The 18,994-nt window shown below is 67.0% G+C and carries 17 protein-coding genes; 12 read left to right on the top strand and 5 right to left on the bottom strand.

What is annotated here, in order from left to right:
• Positions 1–2: 2 nt before the first annotated feature.
• The 5 genes from G3W89_RS12990 (at position 3) to G3W89_RS13010 (ending at position 4,999) form a co-directional block, all read left to right on the top strand.
• A complete protein-coding gene (locus tag G3W89_RS12990) occupies positions 3–1,073 on the top strand; it encodes an ABC transporter ATP-binding protein (RefSeq protein ID WP_162574468.1) in 1,071 nt (356 codons plus the stop codon).
• Positions 1,074–1,155: 82 nt separating this feature from the next.
• On the top strand, positions 1,156–2,046 hold the full coding sequence (locus G3W89_RS12995; RefSeq protein ID WP_162574469.1) for a carbohydrate ABC transporter permease: 891 nt from the start codon (positions 1,156–1,158) through the stop codon (positions 2,044–2,046).
• Positions 2,043–2,855, top strand: coding sequence for a carbohydrate ABC transporter permease (locus tag G3W89_RS13000; RefSeq protein ID WP_162574470.1), 813 nt, complete (start codon positions 2,043–2,045; stop codon positions 2,853–2,855). Before G3W89_RS12995 ends, G3W89_RS13000 begins: the two co-directional genes overlap by 4 nt.
• Positions 2,856–2,872: 17 nt before the next feature.
• Positions 2,873–3,181, top strand: a complete 309-nt coding sequence (locus tag G3W89_RS13005) for a DUF2160 domain-containing protein (RefSeq protein WP_162574471.1) — start codon at positions 2,873–2,875, stop codon at positions 3,179–3,181.
• Between the two features lie 87 nt (positions 3,182–3,268).
• On the top strand, positions 3,269–4,999 hold the full coding sequence (locus tag G3W89_RS13010) for an ABC transporter substrate-binding protein (protein ID WP_162574472.1): 1,731 nt from the start codon (positions 3,269–3,271) through the stop codon (positions 4,997–4,999).
• A gap of 139 nt (positions 5,000–5,138) precedes the next feature.
• Here G3W89_RS13010 and G3W89_RS13015 read toward each other — a convergent pair whose 3' ends face one another.
• From G3W89_RS13015 to G3W89_RS13035, 5 genes are read right to left on the bottom strand one after another with little or no spacing between them, the layout of a single operon-like run.
• The gene (locus G3W89_RS13015; RefSeq protein ID WP_162574473.1) at positions 5,139–5,756 is read right to left on the bottom strand and encodes an HD domain-containing protein; all 618 of its coding nucleotides are present in this window, start codon (positions 5,754–5,756) and stop codon (positions 5,139–5,141) included.
• Complete coding sequence (gene mltB / locus G3W89_RS13020; RefSeq protein ID WP_162574474.1) at positions 5,756–6,814, bottom strand: lytic murein transglycosylase B; 1,059 nt, start codon at positions 6,812–6,814, stop codon at positions 5,756–5,758. The genes G3W89_RS13015 and mltB overlap by 1 nt, the downstream gene beginning before the upstream one ends.
• Positions 6,815–6,868: 54 nt before the next feature.
• Positions 6,869–8,860, bottom strand: coding sequence for a transglutaminase family protein (locus G3W89_RS13025; RefSeq protein ID WP_162574475.1), 1,992 nt, complete (start codon positions 8,858–8,860; stop codon positions 6,869–6,871).
• A 4-nt stretch (positions 8,861–8,864) separates the two neighbouring features.
• Positions 8,865–9,851, bottom strand: coding sequence for a DUF58 domain-containing protein (locus G3W89_RS13030; protein WP_162574476.1), 987 nt, complete (start codon positions 9,849–9,851; stop codon positions 8,865–8,867).
• Complete coding sequence (locus G3W89_RS13035; RefSeq protein ID WP_162574477.1) at positions 9,848–10,768, bottom strand: AAA family ATPase; 921 nt, start codon at positions 10,766–10,768, stop codon at positions 9,848–9,850. The genes G3W89_RS13030 and G3W89_RS13035 overlap by 4 nt, the downstream gene beginning before the upstream one ends.
• Before the next feature lie 75 nt (positions 10,769–10,843).
• Between G3W89_RS13035 and G3W89_RS13040 the strand changes: the two genes are divergently transcribed.
• From G3W89_RS13040 to G3W89_RS13070, 7 genes are all read left to right on the top strand, one after another.
• Positions 10,844–11,797 (top strand): histone deacetylase family protein, encoded by a 954-nt coding sequence (locus G3W89_RS13040; RefSeq protein ID WP_162574478.1) that lies wholly within the window; start codon positions 10,844–10,846, stop codon positions 11,795–11,797.
• Between the two features lie 4 nt (positions 11,798–11,801).
• A complete protein-coding gene (locus G3W89_RS13045) occupies positions 11,802–13,082 on the top strand; it encodes a mechanosensitive ion channel family protein (RefSeq protein WP_162574479.1) in 1,281 nt (426 codons plus the stop codon).
• Between the two features lie 142 nt (positions 13,083–13,224).
• The gene (locus G3W89_RS13050) at positions 13,225–13,974 is read left to right on the top strand and encodes an electron transfer flavoprotein subunit beta/FixA family protein (protein WP_162574480.1); all 750 of its coding nucleotides are present in this window, start codon (positions 13,225–13,227) and stop codon (positions 13,972–13,974) included.
• 12 nt (positions 13,975–13,986) lie between these two features.
• The gene (locus G3W89_RS13055) at positions 13,987–14,922 is read left to right on the top strand and encodes an electron transfer flavoprotein subunit alpha/FixB family protein (protein WP_162574481.1); all 936 of its coding nucleotides are present in this window, start codon (positions 13,987–13,989) and stop codon (positions 14,920–14,922) included.
• An 81-nt stretch (positions 14,923–15,003) separates the two neighbouring features.
• Positions 15,004–16,824 (top strand): acyl-CoA dehydrogenase, encoded by a 1,821-nt coding sequence (locus G3W89_RS13060; protein ID WP_162574482.1) that lies wholly within the window; start codon positions 15,004–15,006, stop codon positions 16,822–16,824.
• A gap of 59 nt (positions 16,825–16,883) precedes the next feature.
• Positions 16,884–17,849: an NAD(P)H-dependent flavin oxidoreductase gene (locus tag G3W89_RS13065; RefSeq protein ID WP_162574483.1), complete on the top strand. Its 966-nt coding sequence runs from the start codon at positions 16,884–16,886 to the stop codon at positions 17,847–17,849.
• 46 nt (positions 17,850–17,895) lie between these two features.
• Positions 17,896–18,990, top strand: coding sequence for an acyltransferase family protein (locus G3W89_RS13070; protein WP_162577458.1), 1,095 nt, complete (start codon positions 17,896–17,898; stop codon positions 18,988–18,990).
• Positions 18,991–18,994 lie beyond the last annotated feature (4 nt).

Raw genomic sequence — 18,994 nt, forward strand, 5'->3', positions numbered from 1 at the left:
ACGTGGCACGCATCGACCTCGACCTGGCCCATGCCTACCGGCCCAATCCGACGCAGGACAGCGACTATGCGCTGCTGCCGCTCACGATGAGCTTCCGCGACGGCGGCGCCTACGCCTTGCTCGGCCCCTCGGGCTGCGGCAAGACCACCATGCTCAACATCATCTCGGGCCTGCTGGCGCCGTCGCGCGGCACGGTCAGCTTCGATGGGCGCGATGTCACGCATGCGTCGCCGCAGGAGCGCAACATCGCGCAGGTGTTTCAGTTCCCGGTGATCTACGACACGATGACCGTGGCCGAAAACCTCGCCTTTCCCTTGCGCAACCGGAAGATGCCCGCCGAGCAGATCAGGAAGCGCGTGGGCGAGATCGCCGAGATGCTCGACATGAGCGGCCAGCTCAACCAGCGCGCCGCAGGGCTCGCGGCCGATGCCAAGCAGAAGATCTCGCTGGGCCGCGGGCTGGTGCGCAGCGATGTGTCGGCCGTGCTCTTCGACGAGCCGCTGACCGTGATCGATCCCAACCTCAAGTGGCAGCTGCGGCGCAAGCTCAAGCAGATCCATCGCGAGCTCAAGCTCACGCTGATCTATGTCACGCACGACCAGGTCGAGGCGCTGACCTTCGCGGAGGAGGTGATGGTCATGACGCGCGGCAAGGCGGTGCAGGTGGGCAGCGCCGATGCGCTGTTCGAGCGGCCGGCCCATACCTTCGTCGGCCATTTCATCGGCTCGCCGGGCATGAACTTCCTGCCGGTGCAGAGCAGCGGCTGGTCGCTCGACGTCGCGGGCATGCGGCTCACGACCCCGCGCGCGCTGCCGGAGGGTGCGCTCAAGCTGGGCATCCGCCCTGAGTACGTCACGCTGGCCGAGCCGAACGCGGCCGGTGCGCTTGGGGCGACCGTCGTGCAACTGCAGGACGTGGGTACCCACCAGATGCTGACGGCGCGGGCGGGGGAGAGCGTGATCAAGGCACGGCTGTCTTCCGACGCCCAGGCGCCTGCGGCGGGCGAGCCGGTCTGGCTGAAGGTGGTGGACGCGCACACGTGCTTCTATCGGGATGAGGAGCTGGTCGCATGAGCGCAGCGCAGAACCGCTTCAAGCAAGCTCGCGTCCCCTTGGGGGGCAGCGAGGACACGAAGTGCCGAGCGTGGGGGCAGATATGAACGGAACCACGAAGCCCATCAACCAGAAGGCCTGGTGGCTGGTGCTGCCGGTGCTGCTGTGCGTGGCCTTCTCGGCCATCGTGCCGCTGATGACGGTGGTCAACTACTCGGTGCAGGACATCATCTCGCCCGAGCGCCGTGTCTTCGTCGGCACCGAGTGGTTCGCCTCGGTGATGCGCGACGACGAGCTGCATGCGGCGCTCTGGCGCCAGCTCGGCTTTTCGTTGGCGGTGCTGCTGGTGGAGATCCCGCTCGGCATCTGCCTGGCCCTGTCGATGCCCTCGACCGGGTGGAAGTCTTCCGCCGTGCTGGTGATCATCGCGCTGTCGCTGCTGATCCCCTGGAACGTGGTCGGCACCATCTGGCAGATCTACGGCCGCGCCGACATCGGCCTGCTCGGCTGGACCCTGCAGAGGCTAGGCATCGACTACAACTACACCGGTAGCGCCACGGATGCCTGGATCACGGTGCTGGTGATGGACGTCTGGCACTGGACGCCGCTGGTGGCGCTGCTGTGCTTTGCCGGGCTGCGCTCCATCCCGGACGCCTTCTACCAAGCCGCGCGCATCGACGGCGCCAGCCGCTTCGCCGTGTTCCGCTACATCCAGCTGCCCAAGATGCGCGGCGTGCTGATGATCGCGGTGCTGCTGCGCTTCATGGACAGCTTCATGATCTACACCGAGCCCTTCGTGCTGACCGGCGGCGGGCCGGGCAACGCCACCACCTTCCTGAGCCAGTACCTCACGCAGAAGGCCGTGGGTCAGTTCGACCTGGGGCCTGCGGCCGCGTTCTCGCTGATCTACTTCTTGATCATCCTGCTGTTCTGCTTCGTGCTCTACAACTGGATGCAGCGGGTGGGGACCCAGAGGGTGGAGGAGCCGCAATGAACGAGAAGAGATTCCGCAAGCGCAGCATCTTCCTGCTGCTCTACATCCTGTTCGCCCTGTTGCCCATCTACTGGATGATCAACATGAGCTTCAAGACCAACGAGGAGATCCTTTCGAGCTTCTCCTTCTTCCCGCAGCATTTCACCTGGGCCAACTACGCGCGCATCTTCACCGACGAGTCCTGGTACTCGGGCTACATCAACAGCCTGATCTATGTGGGCATCAACACCGTCATCTCGCTCACGGTGGCGCTGCCGGCCGCCTATGCCTTCTCGCGCTACTCCTTCCTCGGCGACAAGCATGTCTTCTTCTGGTTGCTGACCAACCGCATGACGCCGCCCGCGGTGTTCCTGCTGCCCTTCTTCCAGCTCTACACCACCGTCGGGCTGATGGACACGCACCTGGGGGTGGCACTGGCGCACCTGCTCTTCAACGTGCCGCTGGCGGTGTGGATCCTGGAAGGCTTCATGAGCGGCATCCCGCGCGAGATCGACGAGACGGCCTACATCGACGGCTACTCCTTCCCGCGCTTCTTCCTCACCATCTTCTTGCCGCTGATCAAGGCGGGCGTCGGCGTCGCGGCCTTCTTCTGCTTCATGTTCAGCTGGGTCGAACTGCTGCTTGCGCGCACGCTGACCAGCGTGAACGCCAAGCCCATCGTGGCGACGATGACGCGGACGGTGAGCGCGTCCGGCATGGACTGGGCGACGCTGGCGGCCGCGGGCGTGCTGACGATCGTGCCGGGCGCGATCGTGATCTGGTTCGTGCGGCACTACATCGCGAAGGGCTTCGCGATGGGCCGGGTCTAGGTGGAAAGGAGTTCGGAATGCTCGAATGGATGGTCTGGACCACGCCGGTGGCCGTTTTCTTCAGTTGCATCGCGCTGATGCTCGTGGGCATGACGATGTGGGAAGTCAAGTCGCCCACCACCTTGCGCCGCGGCTGGCTGCCGATGGAAACCACGCGCGGCGACCGGCTCTTCATCGGCCTGCTGATTGCGGCCTACGTCAACCTGGTCTTCATCGGCATCGCGGGCAAGCTCCAGGAGTGGCTGGCGCTGGAGGCCGAGCCGTCGATCTGGATCAGTTTCGTTCTGTCGATGCTCGTGCTGGCGCTCGTCATGCGCAAAGGCTGAGCACGCATTGCTTTTAAGCTCTCCGGCTCTTCGCTTTCCCGGGGCCGGGATCTGCACAACACCGGGAAGCACCTAGAGGAGACATCCATGAAGATTCGCTACACAGCGCTGGCACTCGCAGCGGCAGCGCTCGCGATGCAGAGCGCCTCGGCCGGTGAGGCCGAGGCCAAGAAATGGATCGACAGCGAATTCCAGCCGTCGACCCTGAGCAAGGACCAGCAGACCGCGGAGATGAAATGGTTCATCGACGCCGCGAAGAAGCTTCAGGCCAAGGGGGTGCGCGAGATCTCGGTGGTGTCGGAAACGATCACGACGCACGAGTACGAGTCGAAGACCTTGGCCAAGGCCTTCGAGGAGATCACCGGGATCAAGGTCAAGCACGACATCATCCAGGAAGGTGATGTGGTCGAAAAGCTCCAGACTTCGATGCAGTCGGGAAAGTCCATCTACGACGGCTGGATCAGCGATTCGGACCTGATCGGCACGCACTACCGCTACGGCAAGATCCTGTCGCTGACCGACTACATGGCCGGTGCTGGCAAGGAATGGACCAACCCGGGCCTGGACGTCAAGGATTTCATCGGCACCAGCTTCACCACGGCGCCGGACGGCCAGCTCTACCAGCTTCCCGACCAGCAGTTCGCCAACCTCTACTGGTTCCGCGCCGACCTGTTCGCGCGCCAGGACCTGAAGGACAAGTTCAAGGCCAAGTACGGCTATGACCTTGGCGTGCCGCTGAACTGGAGCGCCTACGAAGACATTGCCGAGTTCTTCAGCGTCGATGTGAAGACCATCGACGGCAAGCCGATCTACGGCCACATGGACTACGGCAAGAAGGATCCGTCGCTGGGCTGGCGCTTCACGGATGCGTGGCTTTCGATGGCGGGCACCGCGGACAAGGGCATTCCCAACGGCATGCCGATCGACGAATGGGGCATCAAGGTCGCCGCCGACAAGTGCACACCGGTCGGCGCCAGCGTGGCGCGCGGCGGCGCAACCAACTCGCCGGCCGCCGTCTATGCGCTCACCAAGTACATCGACTGGATGAAGAAATATGCGCCCAAGGAAGCCACCGGCATGACCTTCGGCGAGGCGGGGCCGGTGCCGGCGCAGGGCCAGATCGCGCAGCAGATCTTCTGGTACACGGCTTTCACCGCCGACATGACCAAGCCGGGCCTGCCGGTGGTCAATGCCGACGGTTCGCCCAAGTGGCGGATGGCGCCCGGCCCGAACGGCCCGTACTGGAAGCAGGGCATGCAGAACGGCTACCAGGACGTGGGATCGTGGACCTTCTTCAAGGCCCATGACGCCAACAAGACGGCGGCCGCTTGGCTCTACGCGCAGTTCGTGACTTCGAAGACCGTCTCGGCCAAGAAGAGCGTGGTGGGCCTCACTTTCATCCGCGAGAGCGATATCCGTCACGACTACTTCACCCAGAACGCCAACAAGTACGGCGGCCTGATCGAGTTCTACCGCAGCCCGGCGCGCATTGCATGGACGCCGACCGGCACCAACGTGCCCGACTACCCGAAGCTCGCGCAACTGTGGTGGAAGAACGTGGCCGAGGCAGTCACCGGCGAGAAGACGCCGCAGAAGGCGATGGACAACCTGGCCGAGGAAATGGACAACGTGATGGGCCGGTTGGAGCGCGCCGGCATGGCCAAGTGCGCGCCCAAGCTCGCGGCGAAGGGCGATCCCGCCAAGATGCTGAGCGACGAGCACGCGCCCTGGAAGAAGCTGGCCAACGAGAAGCCCAAGGGCGAGACCATCGACTACGAGAAGCTGCTGACGGCGTGGAAGGAAGGCAAGGCACGCTGAGCGTCCTGGCGTTTCTGAAGGGGCTGTCGTGCCGCGGGCATGGCAGCCCTTTTTGCATTGGGGCCGGCGGCTTTGCTGGCCTCGCGCCAGGCGTCGGACGACGCGAACTCATCCTGCTGCCTGCGGCTTCGGCGTTTGATCAGCCGATCGCGCGCTGCAGGTTGACGCGGGCCGGGGCCTCGAGTCGCGCGCGGACCGACGGCGTGAGATAGAGCGGGTCGCGCGCGAGGAAGCTGCCGAGGATCTGGCGCCGACGGGGTTCGAAGACCTCGGGCGGCACGTGCGCGTACTCGAATCGGATCTGCTGCTCGTACTCGGCGAAGCGTGGCGCCGGCGCACCGAGGATCGAGAGGTCGATGTCGACCAGCAGTTGCGCATCGGCTTCCTCGGGCTGCGCCTGGTGACGCGTGGCCATCACCAGTGCATGCACGCGCTGCGCCGCATCGGCATCCACGCCTGCATCGCGCAATGCCTGCTGCGCCCAGTCGGCGCTGCGTTCCTCGTTGTCGTGGCGATGTACGTCGTAGATGGCGTCGTGGAACCAGAGGGCCAGCGCGATCTCCGCAGGGCGCTTGGCATGGCTGCGCTCGCGCGCCAGCCCTTCGAGGCATTCGTCCAGATGCTGCAGCGTGTGGTAGGCGCGGTGCGGCTCGCTGTAGCGCGCGAGCAGCGTGTCGAGAAGCGCGGCGCCGGGCGCCTCCACGCCGAATGCATCCCAGGCTTCGACCCAGGCGGCGTGGCGCGCAACGGCCTGCATCACTCCTCCATCGCGGTGTGGATTTCGCGCCCGAGCTCGATCACCGACATCGCGTAGTTGCTGCTCCAGTTGTAGCGCGTGATGACGTAGAAGTTCTGCGTGCCCGCCACATAGGTGGGCGCATCTTCGCCGTTCGGCAGCTCGATCAGCGCCAGCAGTCCCTTGTGCCGCAGCGCCTCGCCCTCGAGCACCGCGCCGCCGGCCACGAAGGCGTCGGCGCTGAAGGTGGGAACGATGTCTGGCGCCAGCAGCACGTCTTTCTTGAGGCGCGCCGGATCGAAGCTCACCGGGTAGATCGGCGGCATGCCGGCCTGCCAGCCGAAAGCCTTGAAGTAGCTGGCCACCGAGCCGATGACGTCGGCCGGGTTGTTGACCAGGTCGATGCGGTCGTCGCCATCGAAGTCGATTGCGTACTTGGCGATGCTGCTGGGCATGAACTGGGGCATGCCCATGGCACCGGCATAGCTGCCCACCGGAACCATCGGGTCTTCGGCGGTGCGGCTCTCGGTGCTGAGGAAGCTTTCGAGCTCGCTGCGGAAGAAGGCCTGGCGCTCGGCCGCGCGCGGGTGGGCCTGCGGGAAGTCGAAGGCCAGCGTGGCGAGCGCGTCGATCACTCGGAAGTTGCCCATGTTGCGGCCGTAGATGGTCTCGACCCCGACGATGCCGACGATGATTTCCGCCGGCACGCCGTACTCGGCCTCGGCGCGAGCCAGCATGTCGGCGTTGGCGCGCCAGAAGCGCACGCCGGCGGCGATGCGTACCGGGTCGATGAAGCGGCTGCGGTAGACGCGCCAGTTCTTCGCGGTGCCGCGAGGCGCCGGCACCATCAGGCGCGGCACGTTCGGCAGGAAGCGCGCATTGCCGATGGTGCTGCGCACCCAGGCGCGATCGAGGTTGCGCCGCGCGGCCACGTCGTCGGCGAACTGCATTGCGTCGGGGCGTGTGGCGTAGGGCGTTTCACCGCGCACGACTTTTTGGGCCAGGGCGGGGAAGGAGGGGAGGGCGGCGCCCAACAGCACGAGGGCCAGCGAGAAAGCGGTCGGGAGAAGGCGTCGCATGGGTTCCGATTGTGCAGCCCGTGGGCAAGGCCAGGGCGCGCGACACAAGTGGTTTCAGCGCGGCCAGGCGAGATGTCGGAACTCGGCACGCAGGGCCGGCAACGTGAGCTTGGGCGAGGCGGCGTAGCGCTGCGCCTCGAGCCGCAGGAGCCAGTCCTGCGCGGCTTGCGAGCCGTCGCCGAAGCGCTCGGCAAGCTGCTGCGCCATCTGGCGCGGCGGCGTGCCCTCGGGCAGTTCGATGCCGGCCTGCGCGAGGCGCATGCGCGCCTGGCCAAGCAGCCGCAGCCACGGGTCGTGCCGGCTGCGCTCCCACAAGGTCCAGGCGGCGCCCCCGAGGCTGGCCATGACCAGCAGGGCCAGCAGCACGGTCGCGAGGTCCTGCAGGCTGGGCGCGTCGAAGCCGAGGTTCTTCAGCAGGTCGAGCTGGCGGCTCTGCGTGTAGCTGAGCACCCATTGGTTCCAGCCGTTGTTCACCGCTTCCCAGGCAGCGCGCAGGTTCTGTGCGAGGGTGGGGCTCATGGCGTCCACTGCGCCGGCGAACAGCCCGGGCTGCGGCACCAGGCGCTGGAACTGGCCGACGCGGTCGGGCGAGATCGCGCCGGTCGGGTCGACGCGCACCCAGCCTGTGTTCTCTTCCCATACCTCTGCCCAGGCATGCGCGTCGCTGTGGCGCAGCGTCCAGTAGTTGTCGACGCCGTTGAGCTCGCCCCCCTGGTAGCCCGTCACGATGCGCGCCGGAATGTCGAGCGCGCGCATCAACACCACGAAGGCCGAGGCGATGTGCTCGCAGAAGCCGGCCTTCCTGTCGAACCAGAATTCGTCCGCGGTCTCGTTGCCGTAGACGCCGGGCTCCAGCGTGTAGCTGTAGCCGCCGGTCCGCAGCCGCCGCAGCGCGGCCTGCACGAAGGCGCTGGTGCCTGCGCTCGCGAGGGCAGGGTCGCTCTTCATCTGCGCGGCCAGCGCAAGGGTGCGCGGGTTGGAGCCCGCAGGCAGGGCCACGTAGGGACGCAGGGCGACGCCGCGGCGCTGCGGACCGCTCTGGAACTGCGTGTAGCTCTCGGCCCGGTAGCGCACCAGGTCGCTGATCGGTCGGTTTGCGACCCATTGCAGGTCGGCCGTGCCGAAGAGCTCGTAGCCCGGCAGCTCGGGTTTCTGCGGCGTGGCGTCGAGCGTCAAGAGCCAGGGCCGGTTGCTCGCCTCCAGCGTGACCTGGTAGCCGATGGGCTGGCCCTGCACGCGCACGTTCTGGGCGCCGCGCGTGAGCAGCGGCGAAGCCGTCCATTCGCGGCCGTCGAAGCGCGACAGCACCGGGCCGCGGAAGTACAGGTCGCGTTGCGCCGGCACCCGGTCACCGTCGAACTTGATGCGTGCGGCGATACCGTCGTCCAGCGCAAGCTGCGCGATGCTCCCGACGCGCATCGTGTTCGACAGGCCGCTGCGCCCGGCCATGGCATCGCTCGGCGTGCCCCACAGCGGCGCCATGCGCGGGAAGAGCAGGAACAGCACCAGCATGATCGGCGCCCCGAGCAAGGCCATCCACCCGGCGGTGCGGGCAGCCTGCATCAGCGGCGGCCGGCCGACCGGCATGTGGGCGTTGACCAGCGCGGTCAGCAGGCCCAGCAGTGCCAGCAGCATGGCGAATGCCGTCGGCAGTGCCTGCGAGTAGAAGAAGTTGGTGAGCATCGTGAAGAAGCCCAGGAAGAAGACCACGAAGGCATCTCGGCGTGCGCGCAGCTCGAGCGTCTTGAGCGCCAGGAGGATCACGATCAGCGTGACGCCCGCGTCGCGGCCCAGCAGGGTGCGGTAGGTGGCGTAGGTGGCGAGCAGCGTGGCGGCGAGCAGGCCGGCGCGCCACCACTTGCTGGGCAGCGGTCGGGCTTGCACCGCCAGGCTGCCGCGCCAGAGCAGCACGACTGCGGCGAGGGTGCTGCACCACCAGGGGATGTTGCGCAGCTGGGGCAGCAGGATGAGGGCGATCACGCCCAGCAGGAAGAGCGTGTCCCTGGCTTCGCGGGGAAGGGACTGGAGCCTGGCTGCGAGCGTCATGTTCTCAACAGAGCGCCAGCGTTTCCAGGCAACGTCGCCTGTGAGCCTCGCCTTGGGAAGGCGCGACGGTCCGCCCCGCGATGCGCAATCCGTAGTCCACCCCAAGCCGCTCCGCCATCAACACCCAGGCACAAAGCCGCGACAGGCGGCCTTCGGGATCCGCGACTCCGGTGGCCTGGCCATCCAGCCAGAGCTCGTGCCTTTGCGCCTGCTGCGTGTCGCGGCTCACCAGGTCTTCCGACCCCGTGGCCTGGGCCCGCGCGGCCCGCTTCCAGACCACGAGCTTCAGCGGATCGCCGCGCCGGTAGGCGCGTACGCCGTCGTATTCGCCGGCCACGCTGGCGCGCAGTGCCGAAGAAGCGGCCTGGCCGGCCAGCGGCTCGCCCGGCGGCAGCGGCGGCGGGTGCGGCTCGGGCGAGGGATAGACCAGCACCTTCGAGGCCGGCCGCCACACGGTCCAGACGCGGAAGGTGCCGAGCGGGAAGCGGGTCTCGGCGGTGAGCGTGGGGACCGGATGCAGGCCACGGCGATCGGGCTGGAAGGCCACCTCGACCGTGGAGCTGCCCTGCGCGGGCACGTCGCTCCACGCCCACTGCCCACTGTGGCGAACCGCCAGGCCGATGCCGTAGCGGGTACTGCGCCGCGCGTTGTGCAGCACCACGCGCAGCACGGCCGCGGCGCCCGCGAACTGCGGGTCGGGCGCCATCAGGCGCAGCTCCAGCCCGCGCAGCGTGCCGTGGCTCACGTGCATGCCGACCGCTACGCTGCCGGCCAGCAGGAAGGTCAGCAGGTAGCCCAGGTTGAGCTGGTAGTTGATCGACGCGATCAGCAGCAGCAGCAGCGTGGCGGCCAGCATCCAGCCGGCCTTCGTGGGAACGATGTAGACATTGCGCTGGGTCAGCTCGAGTGTGTCCGAGGGCGGCCGGCGCGACAGGAACCAGCCGTCGATGCGCGAGCGGACCGGAACGAAGAGGCGCGCAGCCCGATTCACGGCAAGGGCACGGCGGCGACCATCGCGCGCACCTGCTCGGTCGCGCCGCGGCCGGCATCGCCGACAGGGGTGAGGCGATGTGCGATGGTTTGCGGCAGCACGGCCTGCACGTCGTCGGGCGCCGCGTAGTCGCGGTTGGCCAGCAGCGCCTGCGCCTTGGCGGCGCGCAGTACCGCGATGCCCGCGCGCGGTGACAGGCCCTGCAGGAACCATCGGCCCGACCGGGTCGCGGCGATCAGGTCCTGCACGTAGTTCAACAGCGGCTCGGCCGCATGCACCTGCAGCACACGCTGCTGCAGCGCGGTAAGTTCGCCGGCGGTCAACAGGGCGGGCAGGCCGGCCAGCATCTCGCGACGGTCGGCGCCCGCCAGCAGTTCGCGCTCTGCGGCGCGGTCGGGATAGCCCAGCGAGATGCGCATCAGGAAGCGGTCGAGCTGCGATTCGGGCAGCGCGAAGGTGCCCAGCTGATCGTGCGGATTTTGCGTCGCGATCACGAAGAAGGGGCTCGGAAGAGGGCGGGTCTCGCCTTCGACCGTGACCTGCTTCTCCTCCATCGCCTCGAGCAGCGCACTCTGCGTCTTGGGGCTGGCCCGATTGATCTCGTCGGCCAACAGCACCTGGGCGAATATCGGCCCGGGATGGAAGACGAAGGCCTGCTGCCCCCGATCGTAGATGGCGACGCCCGACAGGTCGCCGGGCATCAGGTCGGCGGTGAACTGGACGCGCGAGAACTGCAGCCCGAAGGTGTGCGAGAGCGCGTGGGCGAGGGTGGTCTTGCCGACTCCCGGCACGTCCTCGATCAGCAGGTGGCCGCCGGCCAGAAGGCAGGCCACGCAATCGCGCACCTGCGCATCTTTGCCCACGATCACCGTGTTAAGCTGACCGAGCAAACTGGCGAGCTTCGCGGCCACGTCCATTTTTGTATCCATATGCAAACAATACCGTAAGCCTGGCGGCCCCATGCCGCGTGAGGCCTCCGATGCGAGTCGATCATGGGCAAAACCGGCTACTTCACACACCGCGACTGCTGGAAGCATGACATGGGTGCGGGCCATCCCGAATGCCCGCAGCGGCTCGATGCCATCGAGGACCGCCTGCTCCTCACCGGCGTCGCCGATGCCCTTGAACGTGGCGACGTGCCGCTGGCGACCTTGCCGCAGATCACGCGGGCGCATGACGTCGAACACATCGAGCACCTCGAGGCCCTGAACCAGCGGCTGGTGGCCGACGAGCCTGCCGGCGGACCCGGCCATGCGCAGCTCGACCCCGACACCATGCTCATGCGGTTCACCATGCTGGCGGCGCGCCGCGCGGCCGGTGCGGCCATCGCGGCAACCGACGCCGTGATGTCGGGCGCGCTGGACAACGCCTTCTGCGCCGTGCGTCCGCCGGGTCACCATGCCTGCCACGACAAGGCCATGGGCTTCTGCTTCATCAACAACGTCGCGGTGGCCGTGCGCCACGCCATCGAGGTGCACGGGCTGGAGCGCGTCGCGATCGTCGACTTCGACGTCCATCACGGCAACGGGACGGAAGACATCTTCAGCGGCGATCCGCGTGTGCTGATGGTTGGCATCTTCCAGCACCCCTTCTATCCGTACAGCGGCGCCGACCATCCGGCGCCCAACATGCTCAACCTGCCGGTGCCGGCCTACACGAAGGGCATGGATGTGCGCGAGCTGATCGAGGCCTGCTGGATGCCGCGGCTCGACGAATTCCGGCCGCAGATGATCTTCGTGAGTGCCGGCTTCGACGCGCACCGCGACGACGACCTGGGCCAGTTGCGGCTCAACGAGAACGACTTTGCCTGGATCACCGAGCGCATCCGCGACGTGGCGCGACGCCATGCCGCAGGGCGCATCGTCTCCCTGCTCGAGGGCGGCTACAACCTCGATGCGCTGGCCACCAGCGTCGAGGCGCATGTCCGGGTGCTGGCAGACCTGTAGGCCGATGACTCTGGACGACTTCCTCCAGCGGCTCCGCCAGATTCATGCCGAGACCCTCTGGGTCGAGATTGCCGCGCTGATCGCCTGTGTCGCGCTGGCCTGGGGCATCTGCCGCTGGTTCGGCCGCGACCAGCCCAAGGACTCGATCTGGTTCGGCGAACGCACCTTCGATGGGCTGCTGTTCCCGCTGCTGGCACTCGTGCTGACCGATCTTGCGCGCCGCGCCGCGCTCGATTTCCTGCCGGTGCTGGTGTTGCGCATCGCGGTGTCTGTGTTCCTCTCGCTCGTCGCAATCCGCCTGGTCGCGCGCGTGCTGCGAGCCGTTTTCCCGACCTCGGCGCTGGTTCGGCTGGTCGAGCGCACAGTCTCCTGGCTGGCCTGGATCGCAGCAGTGCTCTGGATCGTCGGCCTGCTGCCGGCCGTGCTGACCGAGCTCGACAACATCACGCTCTCGTTCGGAAAGAACGAGGTCAGCCTGCGCACCATGCTCGAAGGCGCGCTGTCCGCCGCGCTGGTGCTGGTGATCGCCTTGTGGATCGCGTCGACCGTTGAAAAGCGCGTTCTTCAAACCGCGCTGACCGACCTTTCCATGCGCAAGGTGGCCTCGAACGCCCTCCGCGCCATCCTGCTGCTGGTCGGGCTGCTCTTTGCCTTGTCGGCGGTGGGCGTGGACCTGACGGCGCTGTCGGTGCTGGGCGGTGCCCTGGGTGTCGGCCTGGGCTTCGGCCTGCAGAAGCTCGCCGCCAACTATGTGAGCGGCTTCGTGATCCTGCTCGAGCGGTCGATCCGCATCGGCGACAACGTGAAGGTCGACGGCTTCGAGGGCCGCATCACGGACATCAAGACCCGCTACACGCTGGTCAGGGCGGGCAACGGGCGCGAGTCGATCGTGCCGAACGAATCTCTGATCACGAGCCGCGTCGAGAACCTCTCGATGGCCGATCTCAAGTTCAACATCACGACCAGCATCGTGGTGGGCTACGACAGCGACGTGGCGCAGGTGATCGGGATCCTCTGCGGTGCGGCGACCGCGCAGCCGCGCGTGATGAAGGACCCGGCGCCCGTGGCCTACCTGGGCAACTTCGCGCCCGACGGACTGGAGTTCAGCCTCAACGTCTGGGTCGCCGACCCTCACAACGGCAAGGACAACCTGCGCTCGGCGATCAACATCGCCATCCTCGAGGGCATGCGCAAGGCGAAGATCGACATTCCCTACCCCCAGCGCGTGCTGCGCGTCGAATCGTTACCAACTGGCGTGCCGTCTGCCGGCGATGCTCGCCTATAATCGCAAAAAAGCACGACCGTTCTTTTTTGTTTTCTGCGCCGCGGCGCCCCATGATTGAAATGAACAGTTCGCGCAGAGGCCGGCGCCTAAAATCTTCGGTTCCTCTGCACCCCCAGTTTTGCAATTCAATGGAGTCAAGCCAATGAAGGTCCTGGTCCCCGTCAAGCGGGTCGTCGACTACAACGTCAAAGTGCGCGTCAAGAGCGACGGCACCGGTGTCGATATCGCCAACGTCAAGATGAGCATGAACCCCTTCGACGAGATCGCCGTCGAAGAAGCGGTGAGGCTCAAGGAAAAGGGCGTGGCCACCGAGATCATTGCCGTGTCCTGCGGAGACGCCAAGTGCCAGGAGACCCTGCGCACCGCCATGGCGATCGGTGCCGACCGCGGCATCCTCGTCGAGACCACCGAAGAGCTCCAGCCCCTGGCAGTGGCCAAGCTGCTGAAGGCGCTGGTGGACAAGGAACAGCCTTCGCTCATCATCCTCGGCAAACAGGCGATCGACGATGACGCCAACCAGACAGGTCAGATGCTGGCTGCTCTCGCGGATCTTCCTCAAGCCACCTTCGCCAGCAAGGTCGAAGTGTCCGGCGACAAGGTCAACGTCACCCGCGAGGTCGATGGCGGCCTCGAAACCATCTCCCTCACGCTGCCCGCGGTCATCACGACCGACCTGCGCCTGAACGAGCCGCGCTACGTCACCTTGCCCAACATCATGAAGGCCAAGAAGAAGCAGCTCGACACCTTCAAGCCCGAGGACCTGGGCGTGGACGCCAAGCCGCGCCTGAAGACGCTCAAGGTGACCGAACCGCCGAAGCGCGGCGCCGGCATCAAGGTGCCCGATGTCGCCACGCTGGTGGACAAGCTCAAGAACGAAGCCAAGGTGATCTGAGGAGGAATCGACATGACCGTACTCGTTATCGCAGAACACGACCACGCCACCGTCAAGCCGGCGACCCTGAACACCGTGACCGCGGGCATCGCCTGCCAGAGCGGCGATGTGCACGTGCTGGTGGCCGGCGCCAATGCGGCCGAAGCGGCAGCCGCGGCCGCCAAGATCGTCGGCGTGGCCAAGGTGATCGCCGCCGACAGCCCGAGCCTGGCCGAGAACCTGGCGGAGAACGTCGCCGCCCAGGTGCTGGCCATCGCCAGGAACTACAGCCACATCCTGTTCCCGGCCACGGCCAACGGCAAGAACGTCGCGCCTCGCGTGGCGGCCAAGCTCGACGTGGCGCAGATCAGCGACGTCACCAAGGTCGACAGCCCCGACACCTTCGAGCGTCCGATCTACGCGGGCAATGCCATTGCAACCGTGCAGAGCAGCGACGCCATCAAGGTCGTCACGGTGCGCACCACCGGCTTCGACGCCGCTGCTGCCACGGGTGGCAGCGCCTCGGTAGAAAACGCCGAAGGCGTGGCCGACAGCGGCAAGTCGACCTTCGTCGGCCGCGAAGTTACCAAGAGCGATCGCCCCGAGTTGACCGCCGCCAAGATCATCGTGAGCGGTGGACGTGCGCTCGGCAGTTCCGAGAAGTTCACGGAGGTGATGACGCCCCTCGCCGACAAGCTCAACGCGGGCCTCGGTGCAAGCCGTGCCGCGGTGGACGCGGGCTACGCCCCGAACGACTGGCAGGTGGGCCAGACCGGCAAGATCGTGGCGCCGCAGCTCTACATCGCCTGCGGCATCTCGGGCGCGATCCAGCATCTGGCGGGCATGAAGGACTCGAAGGTGATCGTGGCGATCAACAAGGACCCGGAAGCACCCATCTTCAGCGTGGCCGACTACGGGCTCGAGGCGGACCTGTTCACGGCGGTGCCGGAACTGGTCAAGGCACTCTAAGCACCTTCGGCGAACCGACCGTCGAAACAACAGGGCATCGTTCGCGATGCCCTTTTCATATCTGCCGCATTGGAGACCTTCATGAGCTACATCGCCCCCGTCAAGGACATGCTCTTCGACATCGAGCATCTCGCCGACATCGCGCAGGTCGCGCAGATGCCCGGCCTCGAAGACGCCGGCCTCGAGACGGCGCAAGCCGTGCTCGAGGAGTGCGCGCGCTTCAACCAGGACGTGGTCGCGCCTCTCAACGTCGCGGGCGACAGGCATCCCTCGTCGTTCAAGGACGGCGAGGTGGCAACCACACCCGGCTTCAAGGAAGCCTTCGCACAGTACGCGGCAGGCGGTTGGCAGGGGCTGCAGCATCCGGCCGAGTTCGGCGGCCAGGGCCTGCCGAAGACCATCGGCGCGGGCTGCGGCGAGATGCTCAACTCGGCCAACATGAGCTTCGCCCTCTGCCCGCTCCTGAGCGACGGGGCCATCGAGGCACTGCTCACCGCGGGGTCGGACGAGCTGAAGGCCACCTACCTCGAGAAACTGGTGAGCGGGCAATGGACCGGCACCATGAACCTGACCGAGCCGCAGGCCGGCAGCGACCTCGCGATGGTGCGCAGCCGCGCCGAGCCGCAGCCCGATGGCACCTTCAAGATCTTCGGGACCAAGATCTTCATCACCTACGGCGAGCACGACATGGCGGAGAACATCGTGCACCTCGTGTTGGCGCGCGTCACCGGCGCGCCTGAGGGCGTGAAGGGCATCAGCCTCTTCGTGGTGCCGAAATTCCTGGTCAACCAGGATGGTTCCCTCGGCGCGCGCAATGACGTGCAGTGCGTCAGCATCGAGCACAAGCTGGGCATCAAGGCCTCTCCGACGGCGGTCCTCCAGTACGGGGACGGCACGGCGGCGAGCATTGCAGACAGCGCCGGACCCGGCGCCGTGGGCTACATCGTCGGCCAGGAAAACCGTGGCCTCGAGTACATGTTCATCATGATGAACGCGGCGCGCTATGCGGTCGGAATGCAGGGCATCGCGATTGCCGAGCGGGCCTACCAGCAGGCCGTGGCCTATGCTAAGGACCGGGTGCAGAGCCGCCCCGTGGATGGCTCGCTCAACGCGAGCGCGACCATCATTCACCACCCCGACGTCAAGCGCATGCTGATGACGATGCGCGCCTACACCGAGGGCTGCCGCGCCATGGCCACCACGGCGGCGGCGGCCTACGATGCGATGCATCACCATCCCGATGCCGAGACGCGCAAGCAGAACCAGGCCTTCTACGAATACATGGTGCCGCTGGTCAAGGGCTACAGCACCGAGATGAGCCTGGAGGTCGCTTCGCTGGGCGTCCAGGTGCATGGCGGCATGGGCTTCATCGAGGAGACCGGTGCGGCGCAGTATCTGCGCGACGCCAAGATCCTCACCATCTACGAAGGCACGACCGCGATCCAGGCGAACGACCTCGTCGGCCGCAAGACCGCCCGCGACGGCGGTCAGGTCGCCAAGGCCATCGCGGCCCAGATCGAGAAGACCGAGGCCGAGCTCGCCAGGCGCGACACTGCCGGCTCGCAGTCGGTTGCCAAGCGGCTGAAGGCCGCGCGGGAGGCTTTCGTCGAAGTGGTCGAGTTCGTCGCGGGCCAGACCAAGGCATCGCCCAACGCGGTGTTTGCAGGCAGCGTGCCGTACCTGATGCTGGCGGGCAACCTCGTCGCCGGCTGGCAGCTCGCGCGTTCCTTGCTGGTGGCCGAGGACCAGGTCGAGGCCGGCAACGACGTCGCCTTCATGCAGGCCAAGATCGTCACTGCCCGCTTCTATGCCGAGCACATTCTCAACAAGGCACCCGGGCTGCGCGACAGCATCGTCGAAGGCGCCGAGAGCGTGACTGCCTTGGCGATCGACGCCTTCTGAAAGCGGAACCCCGGCGGATCGCCCCCGTTTTTCACAACCTGCAAAGAGACGACCGAACCATGTCCAAGCTTCCTCCCGTGCTCGCCAACCTCCCGCTCCCGATCATCGGCTCGCCGCTGTTCATCATCAGCAACCCCAAGCTCGTGATCGCGCAATGCAAGGCGGGCGTGGTGGGGGCGATGCCCGCGCTCAATGCCCGTCCGGCCTCGCAGCTGGAGGACTGGCTGGCCGAGATCACCGAGGAGCTCGCGGCACACGACAAGGCGAATCCGGACCGGCCTGCAGCGCCCTTCGCCATCAACCAGATCGTGCACAAGAGCAACGACCGGCTCGAGCACGACATGGAAATGGTCGTGAAGTACAAGGTGCCGATCGTCATCACTTCGCTCGGTGCGCGCACCGACGTCAACGACGCGGTGCACAGCTATGGCGGCGTGACACTGCACGATGTCATCAACAACGCATTCGCCCGCAAGGCGATCGAAAAGGGCGCGGACGGCATCATCGCGGTGGCGGCCGGTGCCGGCGGGCACGCCGGCATCAAGAGCCCCTTCGCGCTGGTGCAGGAAATCCGCCAGTGGTTCGATGGACCTATCGCGCTGTCGGGCGCGATCGCGACCGGCGGCGCGGTGCTGGCGGCACAGGCCATGGGTGCCGATTTCGCCTACATCGGCACTGCGTTCATCGCGACCCAGGAGGCGCGCGCGAGCGAGGAGTACAAGCGGGCCATCGTCGCCGGCAACTCCGACGACATCGTCTATTCGAACCTCTTTACCGGCGTGCACGGCAACTACCTCGCGCCGAGCATCGTGGCCGCTGGCATGGACCCGGCCAATCTGCCGCAGGGCGACCTGAAGACCATGAATTTCGGCGCGGCGGAGGGCGGGAGCAAGACCAAGGCCTGGAAGGACATCTGGGGCTCGGGGCAGGGCATCGGCGCCGTCACCGAGGTCGGCACTGCCGCCGCCTTCATCGAGAAGCTCAAGCGCGAGTACCAGGAAGCGCGGCAGCGCCTTGGCCTCTGATCCGGGCGCGGCGCGCACGAAGGCCGCGCCTGCGGTCGCGGTGCGCATGCCGCTGCTCGACGTGGCAAAGGGGCTCGCCTGCGCGCTGATCGTCGGGCATCACCTCGCGCGCTACGGCCCACTGCCGGCCAGTGCCTCCACGCTGGCGCCATCGGTTTTCGAATGGCTGGCCGACAACGGCCGCCTTGCGGTGCAGGTGTTCCTCGTGCTCGCGGGTTTCCTGGCCGCCGGCAGCCTCGCGCCCGATGGCGTGCTGCGCATGGACCGGCCCATGCTGCGTGTGTTCCAGCGCTATAGCCGGCTCGCCACGCCCTACCTCGTGGCGCTCATCGTCAGCGTGCTGGCTGCCGCACTGGTGCGGCCTTGGCTCCTCGACGAGGCCGTGCCGGCGGCGCCCGGCCTCGCACAGCTGGCGGCGCACGGGCTGCTGCTGCAGGACCTGCTCGGCTACGAAGCGCTCTCCGCCGGCGTGTGGTACGTGGCGATCGACTTCCAGCTCTTCGTGCTGGCGCTTGCGGCGATGGGTCTGTCGGACGTGCTGCAGCGCAGCTGGGCGCTGGACCCGGAGCGCTCGCGCTGGCTGGCTGTGGGCCTGGTGCTGGTGCTCGCCGTTGCCTCACTCGCGGTGTTCAACCGCAACGCCGCGCTCGACGACACGGCGCTCTATTTCTTTGGTGCCTACGGGCTGGGCATGCTGGTGTTCTGGATCGGCCGCGCCACGCGGCGCAGCACCTGGCGCTTCGCGGTGGCCCTGTTGGTGATGGTGGGCGTCGCCGCCCTGGCGCTCGACTGGCGCAGCCGCATCGCTACCGCACTGGTCACCGCTCTGCTGCTGGTGGCGGCGCAGCGCCGCCGCAATCTGGCACTGGGCGCATGGCTGCCGCTGTTGTGGCTGGGGCGCATCTCGTATTCGCTGTTCCTGATCCACTTCCCGGTGTTGCTGCTGGTGAGTGCGGTGGTGGCGCGGCTGGCACCCGCCGGGCCCTGGACCAGTCTGCTCGGCCTCATCGCCGCCTTCGGTCTGTCGATCGCGGCGGCGGCGCTGCTGTACCGCTGGGTCGAGTCGCGGCCGGTCACGTGGCCCAGGGTGCTGGCGCTGTTCGCCGGCCTGCTGGCCTGCTGGGCGATCACTGGGGGCTGAAGAG

Origin of the sequence: Variovorax sp. PBL-H6 (genome assembly GCF_901827155.1) — a bacterium.
Taxonomy (GTDB): domain Bacteria; phylum Pseudomonadota; class Gammaproteobacteria; order Burkholderiales; family Burkholderiaceae_C; genus Variovorax.